Source organism: Bacillus andreraoultii (assembly GCF_001244735.1).
Lineage (GTDB): Bacteria > Bacillota > Bacilli > Bacillales > Caldibacillaceae > Caldifermentibacillus > Caldifermentibacillus andreraoultii.
This window is the reverse complement of sequence record NZ_LN868936.1, coordinates 75,219-94,362: the sequence shown is the minus strand read 5'-3', so window position 1 is coordinate 94,362 and position 19,144 is coordinate 75,219. Positions and strand designations below refer to the sequence as shown.

Sequence of the window (19,144 nt, the reverse complement as noted above, 5' to 3'; positions counted from 1 at the left end):
GCTTAAAAATGAACAACTTTGATAAAACTTATGTAACAGATGCGAAGTTTATGTTGCATGGGGGTGATTATAATCCAGATCAATGGTTAGACCGACCTGATATATTAAATGATGATATTCGGCTCATGCAGTTAGCTCATACAAATGCATTTTCAGTTGGAATCTTTGCATGGAGTACGTTGGAGCCAAAAGAAGGAGTTTACAATTTTGAATGGCTGGACCAAATTATTGATAACATTTACAAGATTGGTGGCCGAGTCATATTAGCGACACCAAGTGGGGCGCGACCTGCTTGGATGTCCCAAAAGTATCCTGAAGTATTGAGAGTAAATGAATACCGTCAAAAGCAACTTCACGGAGGACGTCATAATCATTGTTTTACTTCACCAGTTTATCGGGAAAAGACGCAAAAAATGAACCGTATGCTTGCTGAACGGTACGGTAAACACCCTGCGTTATTAATGTGGCATGTTTCAAACGAATACGGTGGCGAATGTCATTGCGATTTATGTCAAGAGGATTTTCGTAATTGGTTGAAAGAAAAATATAATAATGATTTGAAAGCTTTAAATGATGCATGGTGGGGACCTTTCTGGAGTCATACCATTTCTGACTGGTCACAAATTGAATCACCTTCACCAATTGGGGAAAATGCTGTACATGGTTTGACGCTTGACTGGAAACGTTTTGTTACTGATCAGACAATCTCTTTCTTTGAAAATGAAATTGTACCACTGAGAGAAATCACACCAAATATACCAGTTACTACAAACTTCATGGCAGATACATTTGATCTTATTCCATTCCAAAGTTTGGACTATAGTAAATTTGCGAAACACGTCGATGTGATTAGTTGGGATGCCTACCCAGCATGGCATAATGATTGGGAATCAACTGCTGATTTAGCGATGAAAGTTGGTTTTATCGATGACTTGTATAGAAGTTTAAAACAGCAGCCATTTCTTCTATTGGAATCAACACCAAGTCTTGTTAACTGGCATTCTGTAAATAAAGCTAAACGTCCAGGGATGCATTTGTTATCATCACTACAAATGGTTGCACATGGTTCGGATAGTGTGATGTATTTCCAATGGAGAAAATCACGTGGTTCGTCTGAGAAGTTTCATGGTGCCGTTGTTGATCATGATAATAGTCCAAATAACCGTGTATTTAAAGAAGTGGCAAAAGTAGGGGAAACGCTAGAAAAGTTAAGTGATGTTGTCGGTACAAACCGTCCCGCTGATGTTGCAATCCTTTATGATTGGGAGAGCAATTGGGCGTTGAATGACGCTCAAGGTTATGGTTTGGATACGAAACGATATCCACAAACATTACAAGAGCATTATCGAACATTCTGGGAAAATGATATACCAGTTGATGTCATTACGAAAGAACACGATTTCTCAAGTTATAAGTTATTAATTGTACCTATGCTCTACTTAATAAATGAAGAAACCATTGCCCGTTTGAAAGAATACGTTGCAAACGGTGGAAAATTAGTTATGACCTATATAAGTGGGATCGTGAACGAACATGATTTAACTTATTTAGGTGGTTGGCATCCAGATTTGCAGGAAGTTTTTGGAATTAACCCTGTAGAAACAGATACGTATTATCCGAAAGATGAAAATCGTGTTCACTACAATGGAAAGACTTATACGTTAAAAGACTACGCAACAATCATTGACGTAAAAGGTGCAACGGTTGAGGGAAGTTATGACCAAGATTTCTATGCTGGAACACCTGCGGTTACAAGTCATTCATTTGGAAAAGGGAAAGCCTACTATATTGGTGGTAGACTAGAACATTCATTCCACGAAGAATTTTATTCAGGATTGATGGAAGAGCTGTCTATTAAGCCAGTTGTTTCTGTTAAACATGGAAAAGGTGTTTCTGTTCAAGTAAGACAAGATCATGAGAAAAATTATATTTTTGTTATGAACTTCACTGAAAGGCAGCAAATGATTTTCTTTGATCAACCTGTTAGAGATGTAATAACTAAAGAAGAATTAAAAGGTCAAGTAGAACTTGGTATATATGAAGTGAAAATAGTCGACGAGACAAGATAGACTTATCCACCTACTCATCCTAGATCTTACACCCATTCGAAAACTGTGTTAGTAGTTTAGAATGGGTGTTTTTTTTTTAGATGATCGTAAGCGCATTCAATGAATTGAGGATATATCTCTATAAAAATACATAAAGGGAGACGTATTTATGAGAGGAAAACGGAATACGAAGATGATCTATTTTATTCTCATCTTTTCACTAATCTTAAATTTTAGTAGTTTAAATTTTTCTTATGCTGCCCAAAGTGATTCAAGTAATTTGTTAGTAAATGGAGGGTTTGAAAAAGACTTTTGGAATGTTGAAGGATGGAATATTGAATCAAACGATTGGGACTTTGTTGATATCAATTGGTTTGAATATTCCGAGGATGAATGGATAAAACCTGCAGAAGGTGACTATGGATTGAAATATTGGATAAAAGATACTACACCTGATAAGGTCTCTTTTACTATAAAACAAACTCTTTCTACATTAGAACCAGGCTTTTATGAATTATCCGTTCAGTCGATGGGTGGAGCAAATGATGAGGCTGGAGAGATACAACTTTTTGCCGGGGGTCAAACGTCTGATGTGAAAGCAACAACGGATTATAATAATTGGGAGACGATATCTTTGAAATTTGAAGTAGATAAAGAGTCTAATATTGAGGTAGAAGCGAATATTACAGGAAAGTCAAATGCTTGGGGATATATTGATAATTTCCAGCTTAAAAAGGTAGACAAGCCTGTTGAAAGTGATATTTTCATTGAAAAAGTAGAAGGAATCCCGAATGATTTTATTAAAGGTGTTGATGTATCCAGTATTATTTCTTTGGAAGAGAGCGGTGTAAAATTTTACAACGAATCTGGTAATGAGCAAGATATTTTTCAAACTTTAGCAGATTCAGGGGTAAATTATGTTCGAGTACGCGTTTGGAATGACCCTTACGATAGTAATGGAAATGGCTATGGCGGAGCAAATAATGATTTACAAAAAGCAATGAAAATCGGAAAAAGAGCTACTGCAAACGGAATGAAGCTATTGGTCAACTTTCATTATTCTGATTTTTGGGCTGACCCAGCCAAGCAACAATCACCGAAAGCATGGAAGAATTTAAGTTTTAAAGAGAAAAAAGAGGCACTTTATAACTTTACGAAAGATAGCTTACAAACCATGTTAAATGCGGGAATCAATATTGGCATGGTCCAGGTAGGGAATGAAACGAACGGTGGAGTTGCCGGCGAAACGGATTGGACAAAAATGAGTGAGTTGTTTAATGCAGGTAGTAAAGCAGTAAAAGATGTGGACTCCAATATTTTAGTCGCTTTACATTTTACGAATCCGGAAACGACCGGTAGATATGCAAGCATTGCAAAAACATTGGAGGAAAATGGTGTTCAATATGATGTATTTGCCAGCTCTTATTATCCATTCTGGCATGGTACACTCGATAACCTCACACAAGTATTAAAACAAGTAGCAGATACGTACGGTAAAAAAGTTATGGTTGCAGAAACTTCTTATACGTATACAGCTGAGGATGGTGATGGACATGAAAATACAGCACCGAAGAATGTTGGACAAGTATTAAATTATCCAATTACAGTTCAAGGTCAAGCACAGTCCGTTCGGGATGTGATTGAAGCAGTTGTTCATGTAGGAAACGCTGGTATTGGCGTATTTTATTGGGAACCTGCATGGTTACCTGTTGGCCCTGCGGAAAACTTGGAATCTAATAAACTACTTTGGGAGAAATATGGATCCGGTTGGGCATCAAGTTATGCAGCTGAATATGACCCTGAAGATGCCGGTAAATGGTACGGTGGAAGTGCTGTAGACAATCAAGCCTTGTTTGATTTTACAGGACATCCGTTACCTTCTTTAAATGTATTTAAATACGTTAATATGGGTTCAGTCGCATCGCTGAAAATTGATGAGGTAAAAAATGTTGTGGTTGATATGAATTATGGAGAAACCATTACTTTACCAGAAACGGTAGAAGTTATTTATAATAATCGTAGCACGGCTAAAGTTAAGGTTACTTGGAATGAAAATCAATTAAATGATATTCAGGCAAAAGGTGTTGGAACCTATGAAATTAAGGGGACTATTGAAGGTGGATTAACTGTAAAGGCTACGATTAATATCCTACCAAAAAACTATGTGATTAATCCAAGTTTTGAAGAAAATGATCAATCTATGTGGAAAATTACATATGGAGAGAATACTGAGCCTCATACAAGTTTCCAAAATAAAGCGTCAGATGCAAAATCTGGGGATTATTCCTTACACTTTTATTCAGAGGATAAAGTTGATTTTCAAGTAGAACAAACGATAACAAACTTAACCCCCGGATATTATAACTTTAATATGTTTATTCAAGGTGGAGATGCAAATAATTCCCACATGTATATATATGCTAAAGTAGGGGACAAAACATATACAAAGGAGACATCGGTAAATGGCTGGGTAAATTGGAACAATCCAGAAATAGAAGATATTCTAATAACAGAAGGAACGGTAACTATAGGTGCTGTGGTGAAAGCGGATGCCGGTGCTTGGGGAACTCTTGATGATTTTAATTTATATTATGCACGTGAGTATAAGGCTAAAGAGCCAACAGACCCAAATACACCGCCAGCTGAGGAACCATCCGAATCAAGTACACCGCCAGCTAAACCATCTGATTCAAATAAACCACCAGTTGAAGATTCAGTTGGAAAAGATAAAAGTCCTGGAGTAGGAAAGGCGAATGAGGATGGAAATTTACCGAAGAACAATACAAGTACAGATCGAACTACAACGAATAAAGATAATCAAAATGCACCAACAGATACTATAACAGATAGTAAGAATGAGGTAAATAAAGCCAACAACATCAAGAAAGATAAATTACCGTCTACAGCTACAAACTATCCTAGTATTGCTTTTATAGGTGTTTTACTAATTGTTTTAGCTATACTTTTGAATAGTAAAAGAAAGAAACAATAAAAAATATTTAAGCTGGGACATTTCTAGAAGTTTTCTGTAAGGATGAACAAAATGAGGTTTAAGCCGCCGCGCAAAGCGAATGATATTTCTTGAACCTACTTAAACCTCCTGTAAATGATTCTAATATTCTTTAAAAATTTCTCTTTTGTTCCAGTCACTTTTAAAAAGAAGGAAGAAGCTATAAAATGAATCAAATTTTATTACAAAGAGTTTATGAAAAGTGTGTACATCCAGAAGGTCTTCGCATCCTCATCGACCGCCTCTGGCCCCGCGGAATTAAGAAGGAAGATGCTCAACTTGACTTTTGGTTTAAGGAAGTTGCTCCAAGTCCGGATTTGAGAAAATGGTTTGGTCACGAGCCTGATAAGTTCCCAGACTTCAGCGAGCGTTATATTCAAGAATTACGAAATGATGAGGTGAAATCGAATAAGGTAGATGAAATATGTCGTCTTCTTAAAGATAATGACATCATCCTTTTATTTGGTGCGAAAGATGAAGTGCATAATCACGCAGTTGTGTTAAGAGAGGAAATTTTAACAAGAATAGCGAAATGAGTTATAAAATAAAAAAACCAGTCAAACGGAACTCTTTGTTGGACTGGTTTTTGTTTGTTTAGCAAATTGAAAACGATAAATTCCAATTCCTACTTTTCAACGTATGTGTGCAAAAGAAAGACTCTGATTACATAAGTTTGCAGTCGAAAAAAAGTTTATTTTGGTGACTACGGCTATCATCTCTTCAGGGCACGGTCACCTACATTCCCATTAAATATGAAATTTTGCGATTTGGTCTTGTAATTCCTCAGCCATCGCAGAAAGTGTTTGAGCGGAAGAGGTGACTTCTTCCATCGTAGCTAATTGCTCTTGTGAAGCTGCAGCAACTTCTTCAGATGACTTTTCGTTTTCATGAGCGACGTTTACAAGATTTTGTTCGTTTTCAGTTATATAATTTACTTGATCTAACACGTGTTTTGAATGGTTAGCCATTTCTTTCAAAAGTGGAGTTAATGATTGTAAACTACGTTGAATTTGTGAAAATTTATCCTTCGACTCTGTTGAAATATCAATTCCGTTCGCTACAACTTCGACAACATTTTGCATGAGAGTAAATGCTTGTGAAGTTTCGTCTTGAATGGTTTTAATGATGTTTTCAATGTTTTTTGCTGAGTTTCTTGATTGTTCCGCTAAGTTGCGGACTTCATCTGCGACAACAGCAAATCCCCTTCCGTATTCTCCAGCTCTTGCAGCTTCTATAGCGGCATTTAACGCAAGTAGATTTGTCTGTTCACTAATATCGCTGATGGTTGCTGTTATATTGTCAATCTTTTCTGTTTTGGATAGAAGCTCATTAATTTTTTCACTCGCTTGTGATACGGACGCATTAATGAATCCCATTTGGTCAACCGTTTTGTTTACGGAAATAACCCCATCTTTTGCTTGGATTGTAATTTGCCCTGCCATATCATTAATGTTCTCTGTTTGAGTTGTAAATCGTTCAATTGTGTCATTCACTTTATTAAGTGCTAATAAATTATTTTCTAAGCTTGACGTTTGTAATTCTGCTCCATCGGAAACGTGTTGAATGACGTACGATACTTGTTCAGCTGTATGTGTAGATTGTTCTGAACTTGCCATTAATTCTTGTGCCGAGCTGGATAGCTGATTAGATGCCACTTGGATTTGTTGAATCATCATTTTCATATTTTCAATCATAATACGAAAGGTTTGAAACAACTGAGCCACTTCATCTTTAGACTTTAATGCTTTTACTTGAACGTTAAAATCGCCATTAGCCATTTTTTCTGAAATCATCATTAAAGAATGGAGTGGTTTAATTTTTCTTTGCAGTAATAAAAGGAAAGTAATAATAAAAATAGATACAAAAGCAACGGAAGAAATCGCGATATGTAGTGAGTTTTCAAACGTACTTTGTGCATCTTTGGATCGTAAACTTACCCAATCACCTAATTCCTTTTCAAAAACATCCATATATCCTTTTAAGGCACTTTTCTTTACTTTATAGCCTTCTCCAGTAATTAGCGCCTGTGCACGTCCTACATCACCGCTTTCCATTCCTTTTAGTACTTCTGATTCAATGGTTAAAAGGTTTTCATTTCCTACCTTTAGTTCATTCATAATACGAATTAATTTTTCTGGTGCATCTAACTTTTTCAAGCGATCCATCACTTTTTTAATCAAAGGTTCTTCCATATTCGAACTACTGTTGTATGCATGTAAATATTGGGATTTTTCCAATAAAGCATAGTTACTTAATTGTTCTGACCGAAAATTAATTGATTCATAAATTTTGGAAGATAGTTCTTTCAGCTCTAATTCTTCCTCGATTGCATCCGTACGTTCATTCATAGAAGATATGAGAGAGGAAATACTTATACCATTCAGTATTAATAGTAGTAAAATGACAATAATCATTATTTTTAGCATTCTTGATATCTTCAAGGCTAGCACCTCCTTAAATTTTAATAGGGTAATCATTTATTTTCGGTCTTAATTCAAAGATAGTACGAAATGGAAAGGTTTTCAATAGAATTAAGTAAATTATATATAAAAAACTTTCAAAAGAACCATTTAATTACTTAATCGTATAGTTTATAATTAAAGTAACGAGAAGTAGTACATTCTTGGTGAATGCTTGATTAATGGAGGGATGAATACATGCATGTGGATATGCCGTTAGAAGAATTGAAAACTTATACAGGAAAAAGCCCCAAACCAAAAGAGTTTGATGAGTATTGGGAGCGTGCACTACAAGAACTTGAAAATCAGCCACTAGACTATCAATTGGAACGAGTACAATATCCATCATCACAAGTGGATTGCTATAACTTGTACTTTACTGGTATCGGTCATGCGAAGATTCGTTGTATGTTAGCAAAGCCAAAACATATTCAAAAAGCTGGCCCTGGCATTGTTATGTTTCACGGTTATGGCAATAGTAGTGGAGATTGGTTTGATAAAGTTTCTTATGCAGCGCTTGGGTTTACCGTACTTGCAATGGATTGTCGTGGTCAAGGTGGTTATTCAACAGATCCGTTAAGTGTAAACGGTACCACGCTACGTGGGCATATTATTCGAGGTTTGGATGATCCAAATCCAGATCACTTATATTATCGAAATGTTTTTCTCGATACAGTACAAACGGCAAGGATTCTCATGTCGATGGAAGAAGTTGACGAAAATCGAGTTGGTGTATATGGGGTATCGCAAGGTGGAGCGCTAGCAACTGTTTGTGCTGCTTTGGAACCTAGAATTAAAGAAATGGTTGCTGCTTATCCGTTTCTTTCAGACTATCAACGTGTGTGGGAAATGGACATGGCTAGCTCTGCTTATGAAGAACTTGTCTATTATTTCCGCCAATTTGATCCAAATCATGAAAAACACGAAGAAATTTTTAATCGTTTAGGTTATATTGATATTCAAAACTTAGCGGATCGAATTAAAGCACGTGTACTTTGGGTAACTGGACTAAAAGATACGATCTGTCCACCATCTACACAATTTGCTGCATATAACAAAATTACTTCAAATAAAGAGTTACTTTTATACCATGAATATGGACATGAATATTTGTTAGGTTTGGCGGATAAAGCAATGGAGAGATTCTCAAAGTTATAATAGTAGGAGGGAATGGAAAATGGCGATTATTGAATTTCCAAAAGGGATGAAGTGGGGGGCTGCAACGGCTTCCTATCAAATTGAAGGAGCTGTTCATGAAGATGGTAGAGGGTTATCTATCTGGGATACTTTTTCTCATACCCCAGGGAAAATAATAAATGGGGATAATGGTGATGTTGCTTGTGATAGTTACCACCGTTATGAAGAAGATATCGATTTATTAAAAGAACTAGGAGTAGATGTTTACCGGTTTTCCGTTGCTTGGCCGAGAATATTTCCAAATGGCACGGGTGAGGTTAGTCAAAAGGGATTAGAATACTATCATCGTGTCGTGGACAAATTAATCGAGAATGGCATCGAGCCGATGTGCACCCTTTATCATTGGGATCTTCCTCAAGCTCTTCAAGATAAAGGTGGATGGGCAAATAGGGAAACAATTAGCGCATTTGTGCATTACGCTGAAACAATGTTCAAAGAATTCAATGGAAAAATTAAGTATTGGATTACGCTAAATGAACCATGGTGTATCTCGTTCTTATCGAATTATATCGGGGCACATGCGCCAGGCTTTCAAGATTTACAACTTGCCACTGATATCTCCCATCATTTATTAATTGCTCACGGAAAAACAGTAAAGAAGTTTATAGAGATGGAAATAGAAGGGAAAATCGGTTTTGCGCCGAACACAACTTGGTTAGAACCATATAGCAATAAACAAGAAGATATTGATGCTTGCCATAGAGAAATTGGACACTATGTAGAATGGTTTATGGATCCGGTTTTTAAAGGGGAATATCCAAGGTTTCTACTAGATTGGTTTGAGAAAAAGGGTGTAACGTTACACATTCAAGATGGTGACTTAGAGGAGATACACCAACCTATTGATTTTCTAGGAATTAATTTTTATAACGGTTATATCGCCCGTTACAAAGAGAATGAAGGATTATTTGATTTTGAATATGTTGAGATGGGTTATGAGCGAACGGATATTGATTGGCCAATTTTTCCAGAAGGTTTCTATAAAGTATTAACGTATATTCATCATCGCTACGGTAATGTCCCAATCTATATAACTGAAAATGGCGCTTGTTATAATGATGAGCCAAGTAACGGGAGAGTTCGTGATGATAAGCGGATTAAATATTTACAACAACATTTAACAGCTCTTTCACGTGCGATTGAATCTGGTGTTAATATTAAAGGATACTGCGTTTGGTCTTTATTAGATAATTTTGAGTGGGCAGAAGGATATAGTAAAAGATTTGGAATTATCCATGTAGACTACCATACGTCGGAGAGAACAAAGAAAGATAGTTTCTATTGGTATAAAAAGCTAATCGCTAATAACTGGTTTGAAATGTAAGGTAATATATATGTTAAAATTAACTTAAAATATTAACATATATAAAGTTATATTAGAAAACAATTTTAATATTTTTTGAGAAAAAAGTACTTTTTTTAAAAATAATCGTTGACCGGAAATCGCTTTCAATGTATACTTGTATTGTAAGTTAACGATAACTTAACTAAGAGAGAGGAAAGGGCGGTTAATATGAAAAAGCTATTATTATTACTCGCAAGCTTAACGTTAGTATTTACTCTTGCAGCTTGCGGCAGTGGATCAAAAGACAATTCTAGTGGAAAATCTGGTGGAGATTCTTCTGCAAGTGAGAATTGGAAAGATAAAGATCCATCTGAAATTAAAGGCGATATTACGGTTATTACACAAAGAACTGATATTGTAGACACTGTTTTTAAAGATTATGCAAAAGAATTTCAAAAGAAATATCCAAATGTAAATGTTAATTTCGAAGCGTTAACTGATTATGGTGGTGAAATTATGCCACGTATGAATACGAAAGATTATGGTGATGTGTTGTTAATCCCAACACAAATTCCAATTGCTGATATTCCACGTTACTTCGAGCCACTTGGTTCATTAGAAGATATGCAAAAGGATTACTTAGGCGTTGAAGAAAGAGCAGTCGATGGAAAAGTTTACGGTATTCCGATTGCAATGACTTATACGGGTGTTATTTATAATAAAAAAGTATTTGAAGAAGCAGGCGTTGAAAAGTTACCGAAAACACGAGAAGAATTTTTAGATGCATTACAAAAAGTGAAAGATAACACAGATGCAATTCCTATGTATACAAACTATGCAGCTGGCTGGCCATTAACACAATGGGAAGGTGCCGTTACGACAACTGCTGGTGACGTTGATTATTACAACGTAAAATTGTTGGACGACCCTACTCCATTTGATAAAGGTGACGTACATTACAACCATTATAAATTAATGTTCGATGTTGCTAATAAAGGTTTAATTGAAAAAGACCCATTAACAACAGATTGGGAATCTTCTAAGACGATGATGAATCAAGGTAAAATTGCTACGATGGTATTAGGGTCTTGGGCACTTGAACAAATTCAAGGTGCTGGGGAAAACGGTGATGACATTGCAATTATGCCATACCCAACAGATGCAGATAAGGTCATTTTCCCACTTGGTGCGGACTTCAATATTGCTGTTAACAAAAACAGTGAAAATAAAGATGCTGCAATGGCATGGGTGGATTGGTTCATCCATGATTCAGGATATTCTGTAGAACAAGCTGGTGGAATTAGTGCAGCTAAAGATGTTCCACTACCTGATGCATTAAAAGAAGCTGAAGAAGAAGGGGCATTATTCTTAACATTAACTCCATCTCCTGAAGACAAACAAGGTTTAGCAGATAAGATTGATAAAGAAGCAGAAGTAGGTTTATGGTTAGAAGATCGTAAAAAAGAAATCATCGAAGCTGCCATTGGTAATAGAAAAGAAAGTTATGATGATATTATGAAAAAATGGAACGAAGATTGGAAAGCAGCTTACGATAAAATTGTAAATAAATAATATGTAGATAATTTCGTGTCATGTTTCAAGGACTGGAAAGTGTAACCCTTGGCTAATAGGAAAGTATAAATCTTCCAATTTCTATTTTCCTATACAGATAAGCGCACAAGGAAGGCTTTGGCAGCATTGCATCGCAGCCGAAAAAAGCTTTTTCGGCGAACTGCGGCTCTGCTTTCGCCTGGAGGCTCGGCAATCGCCGAGTTTTCTTTACACTTTCCTTTCCTAATTTCTTAACGAAACGAGTTAGGAGGGCAACACATGTTTAAACTATCAAACATGTCTTATAGTGCTCAAAGAAGGTTTTTAATAGTAAGTTTTTTAATTGTTCCACTTACATTATTAATAACTTTTACGTTCATACCAGTTATTAATATGATTGGTTACAGTTTTACAGATTGGAACGGATTTAGTGAAAAGAATTTTGTTGGTTTAGAAAACTATATAACACTATTTACTGATCCAGAATATTTTGCGGTGTTTAAAGTTAGTTTGTATTATTTTGTGGGCTCCATAGTTCAGCTAACCCTCGCCTTGTACTTTGCCACAATTCTAAGCTTTAAAATACGAGCAAAAAATTTCTTTAAAGGTGTACTCTTCTTCCCATATTTGATAAATGGTGTTGCTATTGGATTTATTTTCTTATTCTTTTTCAAACCGGACGGCGGACTTGATACAGTCTTAAACATGATTGGTCTTGGCTCATTTGACCATTTGTGGTTAGGTGATCCAAAAATCATTAACGTATCACTCGTTGGAACTTCTGTTTGGCGGTACATGGGTAATAACTTTATTATCTTTTTAGGTGCGATTTCATCGATACCTAGTGAACTATATGAAGCTGCAGAAATGGATGGTGCGAATAGATGGCACCAATTTAAATATATTATTTTCCCAAGTATAAAGATTATTATTTCATTAAACTTAATCTTAGCTGTTAGTGGGGCTATTAGTGCCTTCGAAATTCCGTATATTATGACAGGTGGTTCAAATGGAAGTGAAACGTTTGTTATTCAAACGGTAGATACGGCGTTTAAGTACGGAAAGATCGGACTTGGTTCTGCGATGGCTGTTGTCTTAATGTTAATTGTTGTGATTGTAACAGTTATTCAAAGGAAGTTCTTCAGTGAGGGGGATGCATGATGGGCCAAATGAAATATAGACTAGCAAGTGTTGGTAAATATTTGTCCCTAATCCTAGGAGTCATCGTAGCAATATTACCTATTTTGATTGTATTGTTTGCTTCGTTTAAGACAAGCACCGAATATACGTCTACTGGAGTGTTAGTTCCTCCACACGATTGGACAAACTTCGAGAATTATAAGCGTGCCTTTGTTGAAGGAAATATGTTAACTGGTTTCAAAAATACAGTGTTTATTCTTTCTATCTCTTTATTAGGAACTACTTTAATCGGGGCGATGGTTGCCTTCGTATTAAATCGATTTAAATTTATTGGAAGTAAATTAATTTTAAATCTTTTTCTATTAGCGGCTTTAGTGCCTGGCGTTACGACTCAAATCGCTACATTCCAAATTGTTAACGGATTAGGTTTGTTTAATACCATTTGGGCAGCAATCATCTTGTATTTAGGTACAGATATTATTGCCGTCTACATCTTCTTACAATTTATGGAAAGCATACCGGTTTCATTGGATGAGTCAGCTATGCTTGATGGTGCAAGTTATTTTACCATCTTTAGAAAAATTATTCTTCCATTGCTAAAACCGGCGATTGTAACTGTCATTATTATTAAAGGTGTGAATGTATATAACGATTTCTATACGCCATTTCTTTACATGCCGAAAACCGATTTAATGACGATTTCAACATCGTTATTTAAATTTAAAGGTCCATTTGGTTCTGAATGGGAAGTTATTTGTGCTGGGATTATGATTGCGATTATTCCAACATTAATTGCTTTCTTATCATTACAAAAATATATTTATAACGGTTTTTCAAATGGAGCTGTTAAATAAGGAGTTTCATTTTGTTTCTACAAAAATAGGTATTTACTGAAAGGAGTATATAAATGTCTGAAGTAAAAATTATTGGTGAAGCTTTACCGAATATTCCGTGGGAGGAAAAACCACAGGATACACAATTCCCAGTTTGGCGTCATTCAGCAAACCCGATTATCAAACGCAATCCGACAAAGGGAATTGCTCGAATTTTTAATAGTGCTGTTGTTCCTTATGAAGGAAAATTTATCGGGGTATTCCGTGCAGAAACAATTAACGGTAGACCTCACCTCCATCTTGGTTGGAGTGATGATGCGATTAACTGGAAAATTGAAGAAGAACGTATCCCGTTTGTTGATGAAGAAGGGAACCCATTCCAGCCCAAATATGCATATGATCCTCGTTTAGTGAAAGTAGAGGATGTGTATTATATTATTTGGTGTACGGATTTTTATGGAGCAAGTATTGGATTAGCGAAGACAACTGATTTTAAAACATTTGTACGATTAGAAAATCCATTTTTACCATTTAACCGTAATGGCGTGCTTTTCCCGAAAAAGATAAATGGAAACTACCTCATGTTATCTCGTCCAAGTGATAGTGGTCATACCCCATTTGGTGACATATTTGTCAGTGAAAGTCCTGATTTAGTTTATTGGGGAAAACACCGACATGTTATGACAAAAGGTGGAGAAGGTTGGTGGCACAACGTTAAAATTGGCGGTGGACCGGCACCAATTGAAACGACTGAAGGATGGTTACTATTCTTCCATGGTGTAACGGGAACATGTAATGGTTTGGTATATAGTATGAGTGCGGTGATTCTTGATAAAGATGAACCTTCTAAAGTGAAATATCGTTGTAAAAATCTTGTCTTGACTCCTGAAGAATGGTATGAGGAAAGAGGCTTTGTCAATAATGTCATCTTCCCTTGTGCAGCATTAGCGGATGCAGAAACAGGTCGGATTGCCATTTATTATGGTGCAGCAGATACATATGTTGCAATGGCGTATACAACTGTTGATGAGATCGTTAATTATGTGAAGGAGAATCACGAAGAAGTTGGCGACGATAAGGAAATTGGTATTATGTAATACTGGAACTTTTTGTAATATTTGTACCCCCTTTATATTTAAATAGATTTGCACGACTTTGAATTTTATTTGAAGCCGTGTGGTGGAGCGGATGTTCGAGATTTACGGTCATCCCTTTTTTTAGCTAATAGGAAGTGATCTATGAGCCGAAAATGAGGGAGGTTCCGCGAAAATGGGTTCATAGAGTAAGTCTATGAGCCGAAAATGAGGGAGGTTCNAATACAGTGTTTATTCTTTCTATCTCTTTATTAGGAACTACTTTAATCGGGGCGATGGTTGCCTTCGTATTAAATCGATTTAAATTTATTGGAAGTAAATTAATTTTAAATCTTTTTCTATTAGCGGCTTTAGTGCCTGGCGTTACGACTCAAATCGCTACATTCCAAATTGTTAACGGATTAGGTTTGTTTAATACCATTTGGGCAGCAATCATCTTGTATTTAGGTACAGATATTATTGCCGTCTACATCTTCTTACAATTTATGGAAAGCATACCGGTTTCATTGGATGAGTCAGCTATGCTTGATGGTGCAAGTTATTTTACCATCTTTAGAAAAATTATTCTTCCATTGCTAAAACCGGCGATTGTAACTGTCATTATTATTAAAGGTGTGAATGTATATAACGATTTCTATACGCCATTTCTTTACATGCCGAAAACCGATTTAATGACGATTTCAACATCGTTATTTAAATTTAAAGGTCCATTTGGTTCTGAATGGGAAGTTATTTGTGCTGGGATTATGATTGCGATTATTCCAACATTAATTGCTTTCTTATCATTACAAAAATATATTTATAACGGTTTTTCAAATGGAGCTGTTAAATAAGGAGTTTCATTTTGTTTCTACAAAAATAGGTATTTACTGAAAGGAGTATATAAATGTCTGAAGTAAAAATTATTGGTGAAGCTTTACCGAATATTCCGTGGGAGGAAAAACCACAGGATACACAATTCCCAGTTTGGCGTCATTCAGCAAACCCGATTATCAAACGCAATCCGACAAAGGGAATTGCTCGAATTTTTAATAGTGCTGTTGTTCCTTATGAAGGAAAATTTATCGGGGTATTCCGTGCAGAAACAATTAACGGTAGACCTCACCTCCATCTTGGTTGGAGTGATGATGCGATTAACTGGAAAATTGAAGAAGAACGTATCCCGTTTGTTGATGAAGAAGGGAACCCATTCCAGCCCAAATATGCATATGATCCTCGTTTAGTGAAAGTAGAGGATGTGTATTATATTATTTGGTGTACGGATTTTTATGGAGCAAGTATTGGATTAGCGAAGACAACTGATTTTAAAACATTTGTACGATTAGAAAATCCATTTTTACCATTTAACCGTAATGGCGTGCTTTTCCCGAAAAAGATAAATGGAAACTACCTCATGTTATCTCGTCCAAGTGATAGTGGTCATACCCCATTTGGTGACATATTTGTCAGTGAAAGTCCTGATTTAGTTTATTGGGGAAAACACCGACATGTTATGACAAAAGGTGGAGAAGGTTGGTGGCACAACGTTAAAATTGGCGGTGGACCGGCACCAATTGAAACGACTGAAGGATGGTTACTATTCTTCCATGGTGTAACGGGAACATGTAATGGTTTGGTATATAGTATGAGTGCGGTGATTCTTGATAAAGATGAACCTTCTAAAGTGAAATATCGTTGTAAAAATCTTGTCTTGACTCCTGAAGAATGGTATGAGGAAAGAGGCTTTGTCAATAATGTCATCTTCCCTTGTGCAGCATTAGCGGATGCAGAAACAGGTCGGATTGCCATTTATTATGGTGCAGCAGATACATATGTTGCAATGGCGTATACAACTGTTGATGAGATCGTTAATTATGTGAAGGAGAATCACGAAGAAGTTGGCGACGATAAGGAAATTGGTATTATGTAATACTGGAACTTTTTGTAATATTTGTACCCCCTTTATATTTAAATAGATTTGCACGACTTTGAATTTTATTTGAAGCCGTGTGGTGGAGCGGATGTTCGAGATTTACGGTCATCCCTTTTTTTAGCTAATAGGAAGTGATCTATGAGCCGAAAATGAGGGAGGTTCCGCGAAAATGGGTTCATAGAGTAAGTCTATGAGCCGAAAATGAGGGAGGTTCCGCGAAAATGGGTTCATAGAGTAAGTCTATGAGCCGAAAATGAAGAGGATTTCGCGAAAATGGGTTCATAGAGTAAGTCTATGAGCCGAAAATGAAGAGGATTTCGCGAAAATGGGTTCATAGAGTAAGTCTATGAGCCGAAAATGAAGAGGATTTCGCGAAAATGGGTTCATAGAGTAAGTCTATGAGCCGAAAATGAAGAGGATTTCGCGAAAATGGGTTCATAGAATGAGTCTATGAGCCGAAAGTGAAGAGGATTCCGCAAAAATGGGTTCATAGAATGAGTCTATGAGCCGAAAATGAAGAGGATTCCGCGAAAATGGGTTCATAGGAAGAGTCTATGAGCCAAAAATGAAGAGGATTTCGCAAAAATGGGTTCATAGAGTGAGTCTATGAGCCGAAAATGAAGAGGATTTCGCAAAAATGGGTTTATAGAGTGAGTCTATGAGCCGAAAATGAAGAGGATTTCGCGAAAATGGGTTCATAGAATGAGTCTATGAGCCGAAAATGAAGAGGATTTCGCGAAAATGGGTTCATAGAATGAGTCTATGAGCCGAAAATGAAGAGGATTTCGCGAAAATGGGTTCATAGAAGAGTTTTATAATTTCGAAGTTTGGTAGCTCCGTGAAAATGGATTAAATGGATTTATAGGAGTAGTCAATAATCTCGAAATTTGGTGAAATCCGCGAAAACTGCTCTATAGAAAGAACCTATAAGCAGAAGATCTTAAATAACTTATATAGTTATACAGCCCTCACCTTTCTCGAAAGCTGAGGGCTGTTATTATTACAATAGATTTAATGAAACTCCATTATTAAACTTCTTTATTTTTTCTTTTTTTCATCATTATAGGTATCGTGATTCCTACAATGAGAAGTAACAAACCAGTAAAGAAAAGTTCATAATGATTCGTTGCGGTTTTTGGTAGTTTTTCAGTACTTTTTGCGTTATGTTTATGGTCGATTTGCTTATTATTATTTTTATCCAGTGGACTAGTACCGCCTGTAACTGATTGTGCATTTTGGTTGGACCCTGATTTATTAACATCCGTTTGATTAGAATCCGAATGATTCGTGTCCGATGTATTCGAACTCGACTTGTCCGTATCCGGTTTGTCCGTATCCGGTTTATCCATGTCAGGCTTGTCCGTATCCGGTTTTTCGCTATCCGGTTTATCCGTGTCAGGCTTATCCACATCCGGGTTTTCATTATCCGGTTTGTCCGTGTCAGGCTTGTCCGTATCCGGGTTTTCATTATCCGGTTTATCCGTGTCAGGCTTGTCCGTATCCGGGTTTTCATTATCCGGTTTATCCGTGTCAGGCTTGTCCGTATCCGGTTTTTCGCTATCCGGTTTGTCCGTGTCAGGCTTGTCCACATCTGGATTCTCGCCATCCGGTTTATCCGTGTCAGGCTTGTCTACATCTGGATTCTCGCCATCCGGTTTATCTGTATCTGGTTCATCACTTAACTCTATTAAGGAAACGTCATCTACATAGACATTAGCATTTCCTACTCCTTCGATTGGAAGAATTTCAATACCAATTGCTTGGATAGATTTGAGTTCCTTTATATCAGTGAGCGGTAATTTCAAAGTGACTACTTGGTTTTCTTCAATACTTACTTCTCCGCTATCAACCCAATTCCAAGCAGAACCTGTTTGCATGTATAATTTCACATTTGCTTTTCCTTTAGAAATCTTAACTTTTGCATATAAGGCATTTTCTCCGGTAAGGTCTTTAATCTCTGATGTTTGCAAACTAAATTTGCCTTTACTTAAATTAAAAGTAGTAGTCAAACTTGAACCATTGATAGCATTTTCTGATGTTGTTGTTACCTCGGTTGTTTCGTTTTCACTATAGCCAATTTTCCAGTTATTTGTCCCATCTTCAAAGTCGAATAATAATGGTTTCCGTGTTGGTTCCTCAATTGCTTTACCTTCGAGAGTAACCTCATCTAAATATAATTTTGCTTTTCCTTCTCCATTTTTAGGTAATACTTGTAGTCCGATTGCTTTTACTTGTTCAAGTTGTGCTTGATTAATTCCTTTTAGTGGGAAAGTAACTTTAGTAAATCCATCGGTTCCGACATGATAGGTTCCAGAATCTGCCCATGCCCAATCATTTCCAGTTTTAATATAAAGTTTTACATCAGCAGAACCACTAGAAAGTTTTACATTTGCTGATATGGCATCAATACTAGCTAGGTTTAAATCAGTTATTTTACTTAGCTCGAAGCCACCACTTTTAGATAAATTGAATTCAGTAACCAATGAATGTTTCCCACTAGTAGCAAATTCATCTGTTACTTTCGGCTTTGTTGCTTCAGAATGATTTTGTGTCACATCAAAGTCTTCTACATCGTTCTCAAAATCATATAAAATACCAGGTTTTTCTGGTTTACG

The 19,144-nt window shown here is 36.4% G+C and carries 11 protein-coding genes and 3 pseudogenes; 12 read left to right on the top strand and 2 right to left on the bottom strand.

Annotation, left to right across the window (positions count from 1 at the left end):
- The first annotated feature begins 8 nt into the window (after nt 1–8).
- From BN2144_RS03655 to BN2144_RS03645, 4 genes and pseudogenes are all read left to right on the top strand, one after another.
- Nucleotides 9–2,069 carry a beta-galactosidase gene (locus BN2144_RS03655; RefSeq protein ID WP_033826975.1) on the top strand — a complete coding sequence of 687 codons (2,061 nt, stop codon included), beginning with the start codon at nt 9–11 and terminating at the stop codon, nt 2,067–2,069.
- A 742-nt stretch (nt 2,070–2,811) separates the two neighbouring features.
- Nucleotides 2,812–3,966: pseudogene (locus tag BN2144_RS20850) on the top strand (arabinogalactan endo-1,4-beta-galactosidase); the annotation flags it as partial.
- Nucleotides 3,955–5,040 carry an Ig-like domain-containing protein gene (locus tag BN2144_RS20845; RefSeq protein WP_407638005.1) on the top strand — a complete coding sequence of 362 codons (1,086 nt, stop codon included), beginning with the start codon at nt 3,955–3,957 and terminating at the stop codon, nt 5,038–5,040. The pseudogene BN2144_RS20850 and the gene BN2144_RS20845, both read left to right, overlap by 12 nt.
- Before the next feature lie 185 nt (nt 5,041–5,225).
- The gene (locus BN2144_RS03645; RefSeq protein WP_033826973.1) at nt 5,226–5,594 is read left to right on the top strand and encodes a DUF488 domain-containing protein; all 369 of its coding nucleotides are present in this window, start codon (nt 5,226–5,228) and stop codon (nt 5,592–5,594) included.
- A gap of 210 nt (nt 5,595–5,804) precedes the next feature.
- Here BN2144_RS03645 and BN2144_RS03640 read toward each other — a convergent pair whose 3' ends face one another.
- Nucleotides 5,805–7,028: a methyl-accepting chemotaxis protein gene (locus tag BN2144_RS03640; RefSeq protein WP_407638004.1), complete on the bottom strand. Its 1,224-nt coding sequence runs from the start codon at nt 7,026–7,028 to the stop codon at nt 5,805–5,807.
- A 687-nt stretch (nt 7,029–7,715) separates the two neighbouring features.
- Between BN2144_RS03640 and BN2144_RS03635 the strand changes: the two genes are divergently transcribed.
- From BN2144_RS03635 to BN2144_RS03600, 8 genes and pseudogenes are all read left to right on the top strand, one after another.
- A complete protein-coding gene (locus tag BN2144_RS03635) occupies nt 7,716–8,675 on the top strand; it encodes an alpha/beta fold hydrolase (RefSeq protein ID WP_033826972.1) in 960 nt (319 codons plus the stop codon).
- Between the two features lie 19 nt (nt 8,676–8,694).
- The gene (locus BN2144_RS03630) at nt 8,695–10,038 is read left to right on the top strand and encodes a GH1 family beta-glucosidase (RefSeq protein WP_033826971.1); all 1,344 of its coding nucleotides are present in this window, start codon (nt 8,695–8,697) and stop codon (nt 10,036–10,038) included.
- Between the two features lie 189 nt (nt 10,039–10,227).
- A complete protein-coding gene (locus tag BN2144_RS03625; RefSeq protein WP_033826970.1) occupies nt 10,228–11,571 on the top strand; it encodes an ABC transporter substrate-binding protein in 1,344 nt (447 codons plus the stop codon).
- A gap of 258 nt (nt 11,572–11,829) precedes the next feature.
- Nucleotides 11,830–12,711, top strand: a complete 882-nt coding sequence (locus BN2144_RS03620; protein ID WP_033826969.1) for a carbohydrate ABC transporter permease — start codon at nt 11,830–11,832, stop codon at nt 12,709–12,711.
- Nucleotides 12,711–13,544 (top strand): carbohydrate ABC transporter permease, encoded by an 834-nt coding sequence (locus BN2144_RS03615; RefSeq protein WP_033826968.1) that lies wholly within the window; start codon nt 12,711–12,713, stop codon nt 13,542–13,544. The genes BN2144_RS03620 and BN2144_RS03615 overlap by 1 nt, the downstream gene beginning before the upstream one ends.
- A 53-nt stretch (nt 13,545–13,597) precedes the next feature.
- Nucleotides 13,598–14,620, top strand: a complete 1,023-nt coding sequence (locus BN2144_RS03610) for a glycoside hydrolase family 130 protein (RefSeq protein WP_033826967.1) — start codon at nt 13,598–13,600, stop codon at nt 14,618–14,620.
- A gap of 209 nt (nt 14,621–14,829) precedes the next feature.
- Nucleotides 14,830–15,450 (top strand): annotated as a pseudogene (locus tag BN2144_RS03605) (carbohydrate ABC transporter permease); the annotation flags it as partial.
- Nucleotides 15,451–15,503: 53 nt separating this feature from the next.
- A complete protein-coding gene (locus BN2144_RS03600; protein ID WP_033826967.1) occupies nt 15,504–16,526 on the top strand; it encodes a glycoside hydrolase family 130 protein in 1,023 nt (340 codons plus the stop codon).
- A gap of 1,031 nt (nt 16,527–17,557) precedes the next feature.
- On the opposite strand, the pseudogene BN2144_RS20020 reads toward BN2144_RS03600, so the two are convergent.
- Nucleotides 17,558–19,144, bottom strand: a pseudogene (locus tag BN2144_RS20020) (hypothetical protein); the annotation flags it as partial.